Annotated in this window: 13 protein-coding genes; 8 read left to right on the top strand and 5 right to left on the bottom strand. The window is 69.2% G+C overall.

Features of this window, described 5'->3' with window-relative positions:
* Window positions 1–21 precede the first annotated feature (21 nt).
* The 3 genes from QZ647_RS12125 to QZ647_RS12115 all read left to right on the top strand — a co-directional run bounded on the left by QZ647_RS12125 (window position 22) and on the right by QZ647_RS12115 (window position 2,553).
* Complete coding sequence (locus QZ647_RS12125; protein WP_291272413.1) at window positions 22–222, top strand: hypothetical protein; 201 nt, start codon at window positions 22–24, stop codon at window positions 220–222.
* A 16-nt stretch (window positions 223–238) separates the two neighbouring features.
* A complete protein-coding gene (locus tag QZ647_RS12120) occupies window positions 239–1,195 on the top strand; it encodes a YihY/virulence factor BrkB family protein (RefSeq protein WP_291272412.1) in 957 nt (318 codons plus the stop codon).
* 83 nt (window positions 1,196–1,278) lie between these two features.
* Window positions 1,279–2,553, top strand: coding sequence for a hypothetical protein (locus QZ647_RS12115; RefSeq protein WP_291272411.1), 1,275 nt, complete (start codon window positions 1,279–1,281; stop codon window positions 2,551–2,553).
* 9 nt (window positions 2,554–2,562) lie between these two features.
* Here the strand turns inward: QZ647_RS12115 and QZ647_RS12110 are convergent, their stop codons facing one another.
* The 4 genes from QZ647_RS12110 to QZ647_RS12095 all read right to left on the bottom strand — a co-directional run bounded on the left by QZ647_RS12110 (window position 2,563) and on the right by QZ647_RS12095 (window position 9,845).
* Window positions 2,563–4,101 carry a sigma-54 dependent transcriptional regulator gene (locus QZ647_RS12110; RefSeq protein ID WP_291272410.1) on the bottom strand — a complete coding sequence of 513 codons (1,539 nt, stop codon included), beginning with the start codon at window positions 4,099–4,101 and terminating at the stop codon, window positions 2,563–2,565.
* A gap of 39 nt (window positions 4,102–4,140) precedes the next feature.
* Window positions 4,141–4,800, bottom strand: coding sequence for a helix-turn-helix domain-containing protein (locus tag QZ647_RS12105; protein ID WP_291272409.1), 660 nt, complete (start codon window positions 4,798–4,800; stop codon window positions 4,141–4,143).
* A 107-nt stretch (window positions 4,801–4,907) separates the two neighbouring features.
* Window positions 4,908–8,543: a DNA polymerase III subunit alpha gene (dnaE, locus tag QZ647_RS12100; RefSeq protein WP_291272408.1), complete on the bottom strand. Its 3,636-nt coding sequence runs from the start codon at window positions 8,541–8,543 to the stop codon at window positions 4,908–4,910.
* Between the two features lie 87 nt (window positions 8,544–8,630).
* The gene (locus tag QZ647_RS12095) at window positions 8,631–9,845 is read right to left on the bottom strand and encodes a hypothetical protein (protein ID WP_291272407.1); all 1,215 of its coding nucleotides are present in this window, start codon (window positions 9,843–9,845) and stop codon (window positions 8,631–8,633) included.
* Between the two features lie 134 nt (window positions 9,846–9,979).
* On the opposite strand from QZ647_RS12095, the gene QZ647_RS12090 reads away from it, so the two are divergent.
* From QZ647_RS12090 to QZ647_RS12070, 5 genes are all read left to right on the top strand, one after another.
* The gene (locus tag QZ647_RS12090) at window positions 9,980–10,918 is read left to right on the top strand and encodes an ABC transporter ATP-binding protein (protein ID WP_291272406.1); all 939 of its coding nucleotides are present in this window, start codon (window positions 9,980–9,982) and stop codon (window positions 10,916–10,918) included.
* A 2-nt stretch (window positions 10,919–10,920) separates the two neighbouring features.
* Complete coding sequence (locus QZ647_RS12085; protein ID WP_291272405.1) at window positions 10,921–11,781, top strand: hypothetical protein; 861 nt, start codon at window positions 10,921–10,923, stop codon at window positions 11,779–11,781.
* Window positions 11,781–12,701 (top strand): ABC transporter ATP-binding protein, encoded by a 921-nt coding sequence (locus tag QZ647_RS12080; protein ID WP_291272404.1) that lies wholly within the window; start codon window positions 11,781–11,783, stop codon window positions 12,699–12,701. Before QZ647_RS12085 ends, QZ647_RS12080 begins: the two co-directional genes overlap by 1 nt.
* A 124-nt stretch (window positions 12,702–12,825) precedes the next feature.
* The gene (locus QZ647_RS12075; RefSeq protein ID WP_291272403.1) at window positions 12,826–13,614 is read left to right on the top strand and encodes a hypothetical protein; all 789 of its coding nucleotides are present in this window, start codon (window positions 12,826–12,828) and stop codon (window positions 13,612–13,614) included.
* Window positions 13,615–13,639: 25 nt separating this feature from the next.
* On the top strand, window positions 13,640–14,908 hold the full coding sequence (locus QZ647_RS12070; RefSeq protein ID WP_291272402.1) for a pitrilysin family protein: 1,269 nt from the start codon (window positions 13,640–13,642) through the stop codon (window positions 14,906–14,908).
* A 40-nt stretch (window positions 14,909–14,948) separates the two neighbouring features.
* On the opposite strand, the gene QZ647_RS12065 is transcribed toward QZ647_RS12070, so the two are convergent.
* Window positions 14,949–16,379, bottom strand: coding sequence for a PLP-dependent aminotransferase family protein (locus tag QZ647_RS12065; RefSeq protein ID WP_291272401.1), 1,431 nt, complete (start codon window positions 16,377–16,379; stop codon window positions 14,949–14,951).
* Window positions 16,380–16,443 lie beyond the last annotated feature (64 nt).

Raw genomic sequence — 16,443 nt, 5'->3', positions numbered from 1 at the left:
CCGGCCTGCTACCCTTTCCCCATGCGCTTTCTCGCCAGTCATGTCCTCCACTTCGTCGTCATGGGTCTCGGCATCGCCCTGGTGCTGGGCCTGCTGCACCCGACGACGCGACCGGAACGGACGCGGGCCTCGATCCTCAAGCATGCGGCAGGGCTCATCGGCATCGGGCTGGTCCTGGCCTGGCTGATGTACTTGCTGCCCTGGCATCCCGTCCGCTTCTGACCCGGAAGGAGGGGCCGTGGTCGAGAAGGTCCTGGGCCTCTGGGCGAACCTGATCGCCATCCTGGAGCGGATCGCCCGGGTGCTGGCCGTCCTGTGGCACGAGATCGCCCGCGCCGTGCCGCCCCTGGGCCGGGCGGGGGCCTTCACGGTCGAGGTGCTGGGCAAGTACCACAAGGACGACTGCCTGAGCTACGCCGCCGGCCTCAGCTTCTGGCTCATCGTGAGCCTGGTGCCCCTGTCCACGCTGCTCTTCAAGCTGCTGGGGGCCATCCTCGGCAGCCGCGCCTATGGGCCGGCGACCTTGAAGACGCTGGAGGAGATCGTGCCCTACCTGCCGGACAAGCTCGTCGTGGACGCCCTGGCCAACAGCCAGAAGATCGGCGGCATGGGCCTCTCCTGGTTCGTGCTGCTCTTCGGCAGCTACTGGGGCATCAGCCAGCTGGACACCAGCCTCGCCCATGTCTTCGGCCTGCGCATCAAGAAGCACCGGCAGACACGCAAGAACCACCTGCTTCGCCAGGTGGCCTTCCTGGTGGGCGGACTGCTCACGATGGTGATCTTCCTGACGCTGATCATCGGCGGCGCCCTGCGGAAATTCATCCCCATGAAGCAGGCGGACCTGCTGCCCTACATGGGGCCCCTGCTGGGCCTGCTGGTGGTGACCATGGTGCTGCAGCACCTCCCGCGCCTGCATGTGAAGTTCCGCCATGCCTTTCTCGGCGCGGCCATTTCCACGGCCCTGTGGTGGCTGGCGAAGTGGGGCTTCGGCGTCTACCTGCGGCACACCCTGACCTGGGGCATCATGTACGGCTCCCTGCTGGGCATCGTCGCGGCCCTGACCTTCCTCTACTACAGCTGCGCCATCCTGCTGCTGGGCGCCGAGATCACGGCGGCCTTCTACCGCCACGAATCGGGCGCCACCATCGTGCCGCCCTGGCTGCGGGCGAAGGCCGAGGACCCGGCGAAATCCTAGGCGATCTAAACCGCCGGAACAGGCCATCGTAGCTCCGTCCATCGCCAGCCTGACCGCTGGTCCCTTTCCGGACGAGGTTCCCCTTGCGAAACCTTCGCACGCCAGGCCTTCGGCTCGTCGCCGCCGCCCTGACCCTCAGCGTCTGCGCCTTCGCCCAGGAATCCCGGGTTTCGGCGGTGGAACTCGCCCTGCAGGGTCGCAAGGCTCACCTGGCGAAGGATTATGCCCGAGCCGCCGAGTGTTACCGGCGCGCGGTCGCGCAGGGGGCGAGGAGCGCCCGGACTCCCTTCGACGGGGCGCGGGCCAGCGTCCAGGCGGGGGATCGGGAGGGCGCGTTCACCCTGCTGCGGCGGGCCATCGAGCTCGGATTCCGTGAGGCTGGAGAGCTGCGCGGCAGCGCCGACCTGGCCCCGCTCCAGGGCGATCCGAGGTGGACGGACCTGGTGGCTGGCGCCGTGGCGAACGAAGCCCGCTTCCTGGCCAGGCATGCGGACCCAGAAGGTGCGGCTTTCGTCACTTCTGATGTGGAACGCTTCTGGAAGGTCTATCCAAAGCTCCACGCCGCCGCCGATCCGGTGAATCTGCTGGCCCGCGAATACCTCGACGCAGGCAGCGTGGGGCTGCAGGACTTCATCCCGAACCGGATCCTGAGCGCCGCGAACCTCCGGGCCGTTCTCCAGAGCCACCCCAGGTACTTCGCGGCCATCCGGAACCACACGATGAAGGCGGCCGGCGCGGAACCGGCCGTGCGCCAGGCCTTCCGGCGCTTCAAGGCGCTCTATGCCGAGGCCACCTTCCCCGATGTCTACTTCGTCATGGGCGCCCTGAATTCCGGAGGGACCTCCTCCTCCAACGGCCTGTTGATCGGCGCCGACCTGTTCGGCGGAGGGCCGGGGGTGCCCCTGGACGAGATGGACGACTGGTGCCGGGCGGCCATTCACGAACCCACGGATCTGCCCAGCATCATCGCCCACGAGCTGATCCACTTCCAGCAGAGGCACGACGCACAGACCCTGCTCGGGAAGGCCTTCCATGAAGGCTCCGCCGATTTTCTCGCCTCGCTGATCTCCGAGGGGAACTTCAACCAGGCCGCCTACGATTACGGCTACGCCCACGAGGCCGAGCTGTGGAGGCAGTTCCGGACGGAGATGGGGGGAGGCGACGCGTCGAGGTGGCTCTACGGCAGCAGCAGGCGCGAGGGACGCCCTGCCGACCTCGGCTATTTCCTGGGATTCCGCATCGCCCAGGCCTACTACGGCCGGGCGAAGGACAAGCCACAGGCGGTCCGGGACATCCTCACCTCAAACGACTTCGAAGGGATCCTCAAGGCCAGCCGATATGGCGAGGATCTGAAGTAGGTCCCGGATTCAGTCGTCGTCCCGTCCCCGCTGGCTGGCGGGGATGGCGTAGCCGTCGGCCTTGTACTCGTTGATCTTGTTGCGCACGGTGCGGAGGGCGATGTCCAGCTGCTCGGCGGCGTGGGTGCGGTTGCCCTTCAGGGCGCTGAGGGTGGAGAGCAGCCAGAATCGCTCGAGTTCGGGCAGGCTCAGGCCCAGGGGCAGCACCACGGGCGTGCCCATGGGCACGCCGACGAGGGGCTTCTGGGGGTCGGCGACCACGGCCCCGGCGGGCGCGGTACCGGTGGCTGCGGCCACCGCTTCGCGCCGGGGGGGCGCTGCGCTGCTGGCGGCGGGTGTCCAGGCCTCGATGACCAGGCTTTCGGGGGGGTCGTCGGGCAGGTCCTCGAAGGCCTCGGCCGGCAGCAGCCAGCGGAGGTCCTGCTGGCTGAGGCGACGGCCCTGACTCAGCACCACGCAGCGCTGGATGACATTCTCCAGCTCGCGGATGTTGCCGGCCCAGGGATGGCGCGTGAGGGCGGCGAAGAAGCTGGGGACGAGCTCGGGCACGGGGCGCTCGTTCTCCCGGGCGTACCGTTCGGCGAAGTGGGAGGCCAACAGGTTCAGGTCACCCGGCCGGTCGCGCAGGGGGGGCAGGTCCAGGGGGATCACATTCAGGCGGTAGTAGAGGTCCTCGCGGAAGCGTCCGGCCTTCACCTCGGCTTGCAGGTCGCGGTTGGTGAGCGCGATGAGCCGCACATCCACGGGAATGGGGCGGGTGCCGCCCAGGCGGTCCACCGTGCGTTCCTGCAGCACGCGCAGCAGCTTGCCCTGGAGCCCCAGGGGCAGCTCGCCCACTTCGTCCAGCACCAGGGTGCCGCCGTCGGCCTGCTCGAAACGCCCGGCCTTGGTGCCGGTGGCGCCGGTGAAGGCGCCCTTCTCGTAGCCGAACAGTTCCGATTCCAGCAGGTTCTCGGGGATGGCCGCGCAGTTGATGGCCACGAAGGGGCCGCTGCGACGGGGGCTGGAGCCATGGATGAGCTTGGCCAGCAGCTCCTTGCCGGTGCCGCTTTCGGCCTGGATGAGGATGGTGGCGCGGCTGTCGGCGGCCCGGCGCGCCAGGGCCAGCGTCTCGCCCAGCACGGGATCCTGGGTGAGGATCACCGGGGCCTGGGCCGGCTCTTCGGCCTTCAGGTGGCCCTCGGACTTGAGCGCCTTGTTCAGGGCGAGGGTGAGTTCCTCGGGGCTGAAGGGCTTGGAGAGGAAGTCGAAGGCGCCCAGGCGCATCGCTTCCCGTGCTGTCTCGAGGCTGCCGAAGGCGGTGATGAGCAGGACGGGCAGGCCCGGATCCACCGCCTTCAGGCGGGCCGTGAGCTGCAGGCCGTCCATGCCGGGCATGCGCAGATCCGTGACCACGGCATCGTAGGCGCCGGGCCGCACCATGCGCAGGGCCTCCTCGCCGCCCCGGGCCTGTTCCGCGAAGAACCCGGACCGTTTGAGGCTCATGGCCATGCCATCCCGCATTCCGGGATCGTCGTCCACCACCAGCACCCGAAGGGGAGTCGCCATAGCTCAGCATCCAGGCGGCCATGACGGCCGCTCCACCTGTTATCGGGTGCTGGAGTCGGGACTGGAGTTTTGGGGGGGTCGGCGCTTCCGGAGCCGGTGGGGGAGGTCCCCGGCCCCGGATTCGCCCCGCACGGGGTCGCCATGGCGGCGGATGAGCAGGTAGAGCTGGCGGCGGCTCACCCCGAGGCGCGCGGCGGCCTCCACGCGGTTGCCGTAGGCCCGGCGCAGGGCGCGATGCAGGAGGAAGCGCTCCAGCTCGTGCAGGTTGGTGGCCAAGTCCTCGGCCTCGAAGCGTGGCGGCCCCGCGGGACCGGGCTCGGGCAGCTGGCCCAGCAGCTTCCAGCGCAGGATGCGGTTCCGCAATTCCCGCAGGTTGCCGGGGCAGGGCAGGGTGCCCAGGGTTGGGGGCAGGGGCCCCTCCAGGCCCTCCTCCGCGGCGAGGGCCGCCAGGACGGCCGGTATGGCCTCGGGATGTTCCTCCAGCTCCGGCAGAGCCAGATCCAGGCAGGCAAGGCCCTCGGGGGCCGGGTGCCGGGCAGCGATCACACCCCCCGGATGGGTGGTGAGCCAGGCCCCCGCATCGGATTCCTCCCCGGCTTCGGTCCAGGGTGTCCCGCGGCGCCGGGCGAGCTCGGCCGCCAGCGAGGAGACGCCGGAGCCCGCGGGACCATGGACCCATAGCCCCTCGGTGCGGGTCACCACCGCGTCCAGGTGGGCGCCCCAGCGGGCGAAGCCCGGCAGCAGCGGAAGGGGGATCAGAAGGGCTCCATGGCTCCGTCCATCTTGGGCGGGTGCGGCACCGGGGGCTAGTAGGTCCAGGTCAGCGAGCAGCCTGTTTCCTTGGCGAGCTTTTCCGCCAGGTCGGGATCATGCTTCAGGCGCAGATCCCGGCTGGCCCTCACGCGGGCCACGAGCCCCTCCTTGGAGCGGTATTCAAAGGTCACGGGAAGGTCGCCCCGGTGGTCGCCCAGGAGGGCGGCCAGGCGCGGGGGGCATTCCCCCGGGGGCAGGCGCACCAGGGCCCCGGTGAAGCCCTGGCCCTGGAAGCGCTCCAGGGGCTCGAGCTGCGTGGCGAAGACCTTCACCACGGTCTGTTCCTCCTCTTCTTCGGAGTCGCCGTTGCCATTGCCGTTTCCGTTGGCCTGGATCGTCTCCACCCGCAACTCGCCGGTGATGCGCAGCATGGCCTCGGGCAGGGCGAGGTGGCCGTACTGCTCGAAGGGCCGCCGACCGGGCTTCTTGGTGACGGGATCCCACTTGCTGGCCATGAGCAGCACTTCCATCTTCCCGGCGGGGTCCTCCACCTGGAGGATGGCCCAGGGCTCGCCTTTCTGGTTGGTCTTGAAAGCCACGGTGGAGACCATGGCGCCCAGCGTCACCTCGTTCCGGTCGCGGAGGCGGCCCGAGGCCACATCCTCCAGGATTTTCGACAGGGTGCCGTGCGTGTGCACCTGGATGGCGTCGGCGAACTCCTCGAGGGGGTGCCCACTGACGAAGAGGCCCAGCACCTCTCGTTCAGCGGCCAGCCGCGTCTTGCGGTCCCAGGGCTCGACATTCTCGGGCACACGCCAGTCCTCGCTGAGGCTGGCCAGCTCCGCATCGTCGAAGAGGCTGGTCATACCCTCGTCGCCGCCGCTGCGGGAGGCTGCGGACACGGCTCCGGGGAGGCCTTCGATGAGGGCGGCCCGGTTGGGTTCCAGGCTGTCGAAGGCCCCGGCCTTGATGAGGGATTCCCACACCTTGCGGTTGGCCTTCTGCAGATCGGTGCTCTTCAGGGCATGGAAGAGGTCCTTGAACCCGCCTTCGGCTTCGCGGGCTTCGAGAATGGCCTGGAGCGCCGCCTCTCCGAGCCCCTTGACCGCGGCAAACCCGAAGCGGATCTGCCGTTCGGAGGTGGCGGTGAAATCCAGCGCCGACTGGTTGATGTCGGGGCCCAGCACCTCGATGCCCCGTTCCCGGCAGTTCTGCACATATTTCGCCACATCGTCCGTACGGCCCGACTTGGTGGAGAGCAGGCCCGCCATGAACTCCACGGGGTAGTTGGCCTTCAGGTAGGCGGTCTCGTAGGCGACCATGGCGTAGGCGGCGCTATGGCTCTTGTTGAAGCCATAGCCGGCGAAGTACTCGATGAGGTCGAACATCTCCGCGACCTTGGCCTTGTCGTAGCCGCGGGCGGCGCCCTGCTCGATGAACTTGGTCTTCTCCTTCGCCATCTTCTCCTTGTCCTTCTTGCCCATGGCGCGGCGCAGCATGTCGGCCTCGCCGAGGGAGTAGCCGGCGACGAGGCTGGCGATCTGCATGACCTGTTCCTGGTAGAGGATCACGCCGTAGGTGGGGGCGAGGATGGGCTCCAGATCCGGGAACATGTAGGTCACGGGCTCGCGGCCGTGGCGGCGCTCCACATAGGTCGTGCCCATGCCCGCGCCGAGGGGCCCCGGGCGGAAGAGCGCGTTGAGCGCGATGAGGTCGTCGAAGCGGTCCGGGCCCAGCTGACGGAGCAGCTGCTTCATGCCCCCGGATTCGAACTGGAAGACCCCGTCCGTGTCTCCGGCGGCGAAGAGCTCGAAGGTCTTCTTGTCGTCGAAGGTGCGGATGGTGGTCATGTCCTTGGGCTGGCCATGACGCCGGGCGATGACTTCCTGCGTCTTCGCGATCTGGGTGAGCGTCTCGAGGCCCAGGAAGTCCATCTTCAGCAGGCCCGCGCGCTCGGCCTCGATCATGGTGTACTGAACCATCACCTTCTTGTCCTTGTCCATGCTGAGCGGCGCGAACTGCGTCAGCTCGTCCGGCGCGATAATCACCCCCGCCGCGTGGACGCCGGTGTTGCGGGACAGGCCCTCAAGGCGCGCCGAGATGTCGAGGATGTTCCTCACCTCGGGATCGGACTCGTACAACTCGCGGAGCTTGTCGCTCTTCTCGAGCGCCTCGCCAACGGTGATGGGCTTGCCGGGCTCCTGGGGAACCAGCTTGGTGAGGTTGTTGGCGAAGGCGAAGTCCTTCTCGAAGACCCGCGCCACATCCTTGATGACGGCCTTCGTCTTGAGCTGGTTGATGGTGACGATGTTGCTCACCTTGTCCTGGCCGTACTTCTCGGTGACATAGTCGATGACCTTCTGGCGGCCGTCCCGGCAGAAGTCGATGTCCACATCGGGCATGGAGACGCGCTCGGGATTCAGGAACCGCTCGAACAGCAGGTCGTACTGCATGGGGTCGATGTCGGTGATCTTCATGGACCAGGCCACGATGCTGCCCGCCGCCGAACCGCGGCCGGGGCCCACGGGCACGCCCATCTCCCGGGCCTTGCGGATGAAATCCCAGACCAGGAGGAAGTAACCCGGGAAGCCCATCTTCAGGATCATGTCGAGCTCGAAGGCCAGGCGCTCGCGGTATTTCTCCTCGGCATGCTTGAGGGCGCCCGCCTGCCAGAGAGGGCGGCATTCGGCCAGGCGCTGCTCGAAGGTCTCCTTCGCCACATGCAGGAAGTAGGATTCCAGGTCGTAGCCTTCAGGCACCGGGAAGCGAGGCGTGACGGGTTTCCGCGTGATGGGGAAGAGGTCGATCTTGGCGGCGATCTCGAGGGTGCGTTCCAGATACTCCGGGTGATCCGGGAAGACGGACCGCATCTCCTCGGGCGTCTTGACGAAAAACTGATCGGTGGAAAAGCGCATGCGCTTCTCCTTGGCCTTGGTGGTCTTGGTGCCGATGCACAGGAGCGTGTCGTGCAAGTCGGCGTCCTCGTGGTTGAGGTAGTGGGCGTCGTTGGTCGCCACCAGGGGAATGCCCAGCTTCTTCGCCAGTTCCATCTGGTAGGGGATGATCTCCCTCTCCTTGTCGAAGCCCTGGTCCTGGATCTCCAGGTAGAAGTCCTCCCCGAAGATGTCGCGGAAATCGCGGGACACGCGCTCCGCCTGGTCCAGGCGGTTCTGAAGGATGCGGGCCTGGACCTCGCCGCCCAGGCAGGCTGACAGGGCGATGAGGCCCTCGCTGTGCTCGCGGAGGATGTCCTTGTCGATGCGGGGCTTGTAGTAGAAACCCTCGGTGAAGCCTGCGGAGACCAGCTTGGAGAGGTTGGCGAAGCCCACGGAATTCTTCGCCAGCAGCACCAGGTGGTAGCCCGCGTCGCGGGACCCGCTGGGATCCACGCAGTCCTCCAGGCCCTCCTCGCCAGTGGTGTTCTTCGCCTCGAGCTTGCGGTCGAAGCGGGTCTTGGGGGCCACATAGACCTCGCAGCCCAGGATGGGTTTCACCGCCCAGTTGCCCTCGGCATCCTTCGTCTTCTCGCAGGCGTCGTAGAGCTTCATCATGCCGAACATGTTCCCGTGATCGGTGACGGCCACGGCGGGCATGCCGGAGGCCCGGCACTTCTTCACGAGATCGGGAATGCGCGTCAGGCCGTCGAGGAGCGAATGTTCGGTGTGCAGGTGGAGATGGGCGAAGCTCATGCAGCCATTCTCCGATGGAAGGTCGGCTCCGGGGCAAGTGCCCAGGGCTCAACATGCTTTTGGGCGCTCTGTCGGCTTTAGGGGCGCTCAGCGCCGGGACAGCAGGTCCTGGAGGAGCTCCCGGAGCGGCCGCTCCTCCGCGGTCCCCTCCAAGCGGGCGTGGGGTCCTTCGGTGGTGGGCCCCCCCACCTGCACCCAGCGGGGGCGGCGGCGCTGGATGTCGCCTTCCCGCCAGACCGCGAGAATGCTGGGCTCCCGGGCCCAGATCAGGACGCTGGGGTAGGGGCCTTCCCTCGGCGGCATGGTGCCCCAGAGCTGAACCTCGGCGCCCCACTCCCGCAGCCAGGCTTGGACCCGGGCGGCGGAGGCGGGATCGTCCATGCCCAGGGCCACGGTCCAGCCGGAGAGGAAGCCCCGGGCACCGGGCTGCGTCTCCCCGTCACGCTCGTACCACCCCAGCCGCTCGTGGTGGTAGAGGACGCGGGTCTTCAGCCGATAGGGCACGCCGTCCACCGCCAGCAGCGGCAGGTCGGGGAACTCCCGCACGCGGTCGGCCCAGGTGGTTCCGAAGAGGTTCTCCATCAGCGCCGAGGGCCGGTCGGTGCGGAAGGCGTTGCCGGGCACGAGGCTGCGCCAGACCTCCACCTCCATCTCGGCCCGGTGGATGCGCGATTCCATGGCGTGGACCACGAACCACTGCCAGGAGGTCCCGATGGCCATGGCGAGGATGACGAGGCTGAAGCCCGAGAGGCGAATCTTCAGGCCGAAGAGGCTGTGGGCGGCGATCTCGATCACCACGGGCAGGGTGACCCCGATGAACCCCAGGAAGAGCCGGCGCCCCAGCGGATCCCCATCCTGCTTGGCCCGAAGGGTCCAGAAGATGATGCAGCCGCAGCCCACGAGGTAGGTGGCGTTGTAGGCATGGTGGGCCCAGGCATCCGCCAAACCGGGATGGGGCAGCACCAGGTTGCGGACATAGTTGGGAATCATGCCCAGGGCGATCCATCCAGGGAACCGGGGGGGGATGTGGTTCGGGAAGAGCTTGGTGAGGGCCGTGCAAAGGGCGATGAAGCCGAAGACCACCAGCAGGCTCTGGGCCCGGTCCACCAGATCGGGGTTCATGCCGGGCAGGGTGCCCAGGGCCAGGACGCCATGCCGGCACCCCACCAGCAGGCAGGTGAGGGCCAGCCAGCCCATCATGCGGTCCCGCCGCGACAGGGCATCCGTGATGTAGCTGACAAACAGGGCCGCCAGGGCCCCGGTCTGCAGGGCATCGAGGAAGGGCCAGTCCAGGAGTTGCATGCGATTCCCTTGCGGGGGTGGGAGGATGGATGGGTCCAGCCTAATCCATCCTGGGTCCCGTTCGTAGCAACCAACATGCTGGAGAATGCCGTGACCGCCCTTGAGAATGCCGCGATCGTCATCGGGAGGCTTCCTTGATCGCCTTCGAAAACCTGGAAGTGCGCTACGCCGCCACGGCCGCACCCGCCCTGAAGGGCCTGACCCTCGCCCTGGACCGCGGCATCGTGGGCCTGCTGGGTCCCAACGGCTCCGGCAAGTCCACGCTGCTGAAGACCCTGCTGGGCCTCTTGACGCCCTCCCGGGGTTCCGGCACGGTGCTGGGGGTTGGCCTGGGGGCGCCCGAGGCTGCACGGTTGCGGGCCCGCATCGGCTACATGCCCGAGTACGATGCCCTCATCGAGGACACCTCGGCCTACGAGCAGGTGGCCTTCTGGGGTGAGCTGAGCGGTCTCGCGCCGGAATCCGCCCGGGATCGCGCCCACGAAGTGCTCTACTTCGTGGGGCTCGACGAGGCCCGCTACCGGCCGGTGAGCGGCTATTCCACCGGCATGCGGCAGCGGGTGAAGCTGGCCCAGGCCCTGGTGCACAGCCCCGAGCTGATCTTCCTGGACGAACCCACCAACGGCCTCGATCCCGACGGTCGCCGCCGCATGCTGGATCTCGTGCTGCGGGTCCACGCGGAGCTGGGCACGGGCGTCATCCTGGCCTCGCACCTGTTGGGCGATGTGGAGCGCGTGGCCGACCAGCTGGTGATCCTCGACCAGGGCCAGATCAAGGCGGCAGGCTCCATGGCTGGATTGCGGAAGGCCCTGGCGCGTCGCGTGGAGCTGCGTTTCCTCGATTCGCTGGACGCGGCCCAGGAAGCCGCCTTGGCGGAGCTGGGCACCGTGCTGGAAGGCCGGAACGGCCTCTACGACCTGGAACTGGTCGAGGCGGACCCCACGGCTGCCTTCCGCTGGGCCGAGAACCATGGCGCCACCCTGGTGCAGCTCACGCCGCGCCACGATCGCCTGGATGAAGTGCTGCTGCGGGCCCTCCACGGGGCTCCGGCGGCCGTTGGAACGGGAGCCTGACGATGCCCATCTACGCCCCCACCCTGCCGCCGGCCCCGGATCTCAGCCACGGCCATCCCCCGGTCCTGGTGCTCCTGCGCTTCGATGTCGCACGGCTCTGGCGCCAGAAGATCGGCCGCTTCTTCGGCTTCGCCTTCCTCATGCTCCTGATCTGGAAGGTGGCCCGCATCTATGTGGATCACCTGCTCCAGACGAACCAGGCCTTCAAGGCCATGCAGGACTTCGCCAAGACGGTCCTCACCCAGGGCGCGGATTTCCAGGCGGACCTGCTGAATCCCGCCAGCTACCTGCTCTGGTTCCTGGTGGCCCTGGTGGGCGGCGGACTCGTGGCGAGGGACACCCTCTACCGTGTGCGGCCCCTGATGTACGCGCATCCCGTGGCGCCCCGGGACTACCTGCTCGCCAAGCTCGGCTTCGCCTCGGCGCTGCCGTTCGCCATCCTGCTGCCCTTCGCCCTGCTGCCCTGGCTCATGTCCCTGCTGCTGGCCGGCACGAGCGGGCCGGTATGGGTGACGGCGCCCCTCCGCCTGCTGCCGGCCATGGCCATCAGCTCGGTGCTCATGGGTTCGCTGGCCGTGGGCGCCTCCAGCATGGCCGCCACCCCCCGGGCCGGCATCGGCTGGGTGCTGGGCCTCGTGCTGGGTGCAGGCACCCTGGCTTCCATGATCCACGGCCTCACGGGCATCCGGGCCATCGATGGCCTGAACCCCGTCATGCTGGCCGAGGCCTGGCCTCAGCTCTTGGTGGGCGTCGCCCGCCCCCTGGTGGGCTGGGTTCCGGCGCTGCTCGGCACCGCCTTCCACATCGGCCTCTGGACCTTCGTGGCGGCCCGGCGGACCCAGCCTTCGGAGGCGGTGATTTGATGATCTCCCTCGACCGCGCCTCCCTCCGCTACGGCCCCATCCTCGGCCTCAGCCCCACCACCTTCGAGCTGCCGGATGGCGGCGGCATCACGGGCCTGCTGGGCCCCAATGGTGCCGGCAAGTCCTCGCTGCTGCAGCTCCTTTCCGGCCTGCTGCCGCCTTCAGGCGGCGAGGTGAAGATCTTCGGCGAGGCCCCTTTCCGCAATCCCGCCGTGCTCGCCCGCCTGGGGCTCGTGCCCGAAGGCGACCGGCTGCCCTCGGGCCTGCGCGCCGATCGCTGGCTTCACATGATGGGCGAGCTCTCGGGACTGTCGGGCGAAGACCTGAAGGCCGCCGTGAGCCGGGCCCTGGACACCGTGGGCATGGCCGACCGCGCCCACCTTCCGTTCGCACGGATGTCCAAGGGCATGCGGCAGCGCATCCGCCTGGCCCAGGCCCTGCTGCACGAGCCGCAGCTGCTCATTCTCGACGAGCCCTTCAACGGGCTGGACCCGGAAGCCCGCCTCACGCTCATGGCCCTGCTGCGGGATCTGGCCACCAAGGGCGCGCGGGTCCTGGTTTCGAGCCACATCCTCGGCGAGATCGCCCAGCTCACGGACCGCATCCTCCTGCTGTTCCGGGGCCGCCTGCTGGCCGAGGGCACGGTCACGGAAATCCGCCAGCTGCTGGATCGCCACCCGGTGGAGTTGCGCCTTACGGGGGAGGCCCAGGTGCTGGCCCGCTGGGCGGTGGAGCAGCCGGAACTGGCGGCCCTGCGCATGGAGGACGGCGCCGTGGTGATCTCGGTGAGTTCCCCCAGGGACATCCTGCCCCGCCTGCAGAAGGCCGCAGCCGAAGGCGGCATCCCCCTGCGCGCCCTGGACCCCCTGGACCTGAACCTGGATGCGGTCTTCCAGTATCTCACCAAGGATCATGCCTAATGCTGTCCGGGGATTCCTCGCTGCGCGAACACCTGCGGGCCCCCGCACCTGGAGCGGGCGGAGTCCCCTCCAGGCTTGCCTTCTCAGACGCTGCGACCCGACTCGATCCCACTTGGGGGAATCCATGATCATCACGGCACCCTCTCCCCTGGCGACCCTCCGGGCCACGGCCCGCGGCTACGCACCCCGCGTCCTGCAGGGGCGCGGCTGGGTTCTGGCCGCACTCGTGGCGGTCCCCGTGGGCCTCAGCCTGCTCTTGTCCGTGATCGCCCGCCTCAAGGGGGCGGATGGCGATCCGGCCGAGGTCCTGAAGGTCTTCCACGAAGTGCTGGTGAAGATGATGCTGCCCATCATGGCCCTGGTGGCCGCGCCCGCAGGCATCCGCGAGGATCTGGAACAGCGCACGCTGCCCCTGCTGCTGGTGCGCCCCGCGCCCGCCTGGGCCCTGCCCCTGGGGAAGGGACTGCCCTGGTTCGCCTGGGGGGCCCTCTGGCTGATCCTCGGCGCCCTGGGCCTCCAAGTCGTCGGTGGAGATCCGGCCCTCCTGCCCGGCCGCATCCTGGCCCTGGTGGGAGCCTGGTGGGGCGAACTGGCCCTGATGACGCTCGCGGGCCTGCTCTTCAAGCGCGGCACGCTGTGGGGGGCGCTCTACTTCTTCCTGTGGGAGCCTCTGGTGCGGATCTTCCCACCGATTCTGCAGCGCCTCACCTTCACCCACCACATTGAAAGCCTCGCCGGCAGCCGCGCCGGCCAAGTGCAGGCCCATCAGCTGCTGGCCCAGGAGCAGGTGAGCACCCACCCGGCGCTGGCCATCCTCGCCCTCCTCGCCTTCGGTGCCCTCTGCTGGGCCCTGGCGGGCTGGAAGCTCCACCGCACGCCCGTGGGGCTGGCGGGGAGCGAGGCCGAGGGGTAGGGGCCGCCCCCTGTAGACTGGAAGGATGGCCGAACCCTTCCGCACCGTCACGCCTGCAGGCACCGAGATCCTGATCGAGCCTCTCCCCCATGTGCGGAGTTGTGCCGTGGGCTTCTGGGTGCGGCGGGGCTCCCGCCACGAGGCCACTTCCGAAGAGGGCCTGGCCCACTTCCTCGAGCACACGGTCTTCAAGGGCACGGCAGCCTATCCCACGCCCGACGAGCTGGCCGCCGCCACCGACCGTCTGGGTGGCCATGTGGATGCCTTCACGGGGAAGGAAGTGGCCTGCTTCTATGGCAAGGTGCTGTCGGACCAGCTGCCGGAGCTGATCCACCTGCTGGGCGAACTGGTGACCGCACCCCGCTTCGATGGTGAGGAACTGGTCCGCGAGCGCAGCGTCATCCTCGAGGAAATCGCGCAAAGCGAGGACCAGCCGGACGACTGGGTGAGCGAACTGTTCTATGGCGGCTTCTGGGAAGGCACGCCCCTGGCCCATCCCATTCTGGGCAGCCGGGAGCAGGTGTCGGGGTACGGTCCCACGGAAGCCCGGGCCTTCTTCGACCACACCTACCGGGCGCCGAACCTGGTGGTGGCCGCCGCGGGCGCCCTCGAGGCGGAACCCTTTCTCGCCTTGCTGAAGCCGATTCTCGACCGCCTGCCGAGGGGTACTGACCATGCGCCCGGCACCCTGGCGCGCACCCGCCCCTTCCTGCTGAATGTGCCCCGGAAGGACCTCCAGCAGGCCAACCTCGTCATGGGCTTTCCCGCACCGGATCACCACTCGCCGGACCGCGCGGCGGCCCACCTGTTGAGCCATGTATTGGGCGGCGGCATGGCCTCGCGGCTCTTCATGGAGCTGCGGGAGCGCCGGGGCCTTTGCTACCAGGTGGGAAGCTATCTCAGCCCCTACGCCGACACGGGCGCCCTTCAGATCACCGCCAGCTGCGCCCCGGCCCAGCTGCGGGAGCTGGTGCAGCGGACCATGGTCGAATGTGCGCGGGTCCGCGACCGGGGCGTGGAGGCCGACGAATTGGAGCGCGCCAAGCTCCAGGCTCGCACCAGCCTCGTGTTCAGCCAGGAAAGCAGCAGCAGCCGCATGTTCAGCCTCGCCCACCAGGCCATCCACCACGGCGAGCTGCGCAGCCTCGATCAGCAGATGGCCGAGATCGAAGCCGTCAATCCGGCGGATCTTCTCCGGGTGGCGCAGTCCCTGCTCGATCCCGCCCAGCTCGGCCTCAGCGCCCTGGGCACGCGCCGCGGCTGCGACATCCGGTCCCAGGATCTGGTGGCCTGAGGGCGCCGGACAAAACCCCCATGCGGCCGCGCGTCGTGGCCTACAACGCCCCCGCGAGGCGGCGCACGGCCTCCTCCAGCTCCGCTTCGTCCAGCGCCGAGAACCCGAGGCGCAGGTTGGACAGCGGCCGGCCCTGGAAGTCGAAGGCGCGGCCCGTGACGAGAGCCACGCCCGCCCGCCGCGCCCGGGCCGTCCAGGCCTCCGCGTCGATCGCCGGATCCACGCGGAGCCAGAGGCACATGCCCCCGGCCGGGAGGTCGAAAGTCACGGCCCCGCCCAGGTGTCGGCGCAGGGCTCCGGCCAGGACCTCTCGCCGGGCCTGGTAGATCCGCCGCATCTTCCGCGCGTGCCGCTGGATCAGTCCGTCCTCCAGGAGCTCCGCCGCCGCCCGCTGGAGCACCTGGTCCCCCTGGCCGTCGGCGGCCTCCCGCCGGGCGGCCAGGAGTTCCACCAGGGTGCGGGGGCCCGCCACGAAGCCGAGGCGGAGCCCAGGGGCGAGGATCTTCGACAGGGTCCCCAGGTAGATCACCACGCCGCCCGGGTCCTCGCACGCCAGCGGGAGCACGGGGCGCCCCTCGAAGTGGAACTCGTTGTCGTAGTCGTCCTCCAGGACGGCGATCCGGTGGCGCGCGGCCAGGTCCAGGAGGCGCATGCGGCGGGCGGCGCCCATGGTCACGGTGGTGGGGAACTGATGGTGGGGAGTCAGGTAGACCGCGCGGATGGGTCCCTCGGCCAGCCGCGCCGCCAGGGCCTCCACCCGGAGGCCCGCCTCGTCCACCGGCACCGGTACGAGTTCCGCCCCCGCGGCCCGCAAGGTGGCCCAGGTGGCGGGATAGCCGGGGTCCTCCACGGCCACCCGGTCGCCGGGCCGGATCAGGGTCCGCGCCACCAGGTCCAGAGCGCCCTGGCTGCCGCCCGTGATCATCAGGCGGCCCTCGTCCACGGCCAGACCGCGCATCTCGGACAGGAGCCGGGCCAGCGCGGCGCGCAGCCGCGGTTCTCCGCGCGCATCCCCGTACCCGAGCAGCTCCCGGCTGCCGAGCGCGCGGCGGTAGGCCCGCGCGAGGAGGTCCGTGGGCACAAGGCGCAGGTCCGGCAATCCGCCGCCGAAGGCCAACAGGCCTGGTTCCCGGAGGCTCTTCCGCGGGCGCGGCGCCGGCAGGTCGTAGCCCGCCCGGCCCATCGCCTCGGCCCGCGGACCGGCGGGGGGCTGTGGCAGGTCCCGGGCGATCCGGGTGGTGCGTTGCTCGGCTACGGTCCAGCCCTCGGCCTCCAGCTCCCGGTAGGCGGCCAGCACGGTGTTGCGGTGGACGCCCAGCGTGTCGGCGAGGGTGCGCGAGCCGGGCAGAGGGTCTCCCGGGCGCAGGCGGCCGCGCCGGATGTCCGCCCGGATGGCCTGGGCGACCTGCTGGAAGACCGGCTCCCGGGAGGGACCGGCCTGGAGGGCGACGGGGAAGGTCCAGGGGCGCATGGTCTAGTTGTAATGATAAAAATGGATCTTTTCAATGTGCCATGCCGCCCGATCCTGGAGATGG

The organism is Geothrix sp., from assembly GCF_020622065.1.
GTDB lineage: Bacteria > Acidobacteriota > Holophagae > Holophagales > Holophagaceae > Geothrix.
The sequence above is the reverse complement of the archived record's forward strand: the minus strand, read 5'-3'. Positions and strand labels throughout refer to the sequence as shown.

What these genes read in the sequence shown, in the direction of transcription:
- QZ647_RS12065 (WP_291272401.1), bottom strand. Translation starts at nt 16,379, where the DNA reads ATGCGCCCCTGGACCTTCCCCGTCGCCCTCCAGGCCGGTCCCTCCCGG.
- dnaE (WP_291272408.1), bottom strand. Translation starts at nt 8,543, where the DNA reads ATGAGCTTCGCCCATCTCCACCTGCACACCGAACATTCGCTCCTCGAC.
- QZ647_RS12110 (WP_291272410.1), bottom strand. Translation starts at nt 4,101, where the DNA reads ATGGCGACTCCCCTTCGGGTGCTGGTGGTGGACGACGATCCCGGAATG.
- QZ647_RS12080 (WP_291272404.1), top strand. Translation starts at nt 11,781, where the DNA reads ATGATCTCCCTCGACCGCGCCTCCCTCCGCTACGGCCCCATCCTCGGC.
- QZ647_RS12075 (WP_291272403.1), top strand. Translation starts at nt 12,826, where the DNA reads ATGATCATCACGGCACCCTCTCCCCTGGCGACCCTCCGGGCCACGGCC.
- QZ647_RS12095 (WP_291272407.1), bottom strand. Translation starts at nt 9,845, where the DNA reads ATGCAACTCCTGGACTGGCCCTTCCTCGATGCCCTGCAGACCGGGGCC.
- QZ647_RS12085 (WP_291272405.1), top strand. Translation starts at nt 10,921, where the DNA reads ATGCCCATCTACGCCCCCACCCTGCCGCCGGCCCCGGATCTCAGCCAC.
- QZ647_RS12125 (WP_291272413.1), top strand. Translation starts at nt 22, where the DNA reads ATGCGCTTTCTCGCCAGTCATGTCCTCCACTTCGTCGTCATGGGTCTC.
- QZ647_RS12070 (WP_291272402.1), top strand. Translation starts at nt 13,640, where the DNA reads ATGGCCGAACCCTTCCGCACCGTCACGCCTGCAGGCACCGAGATCCTG.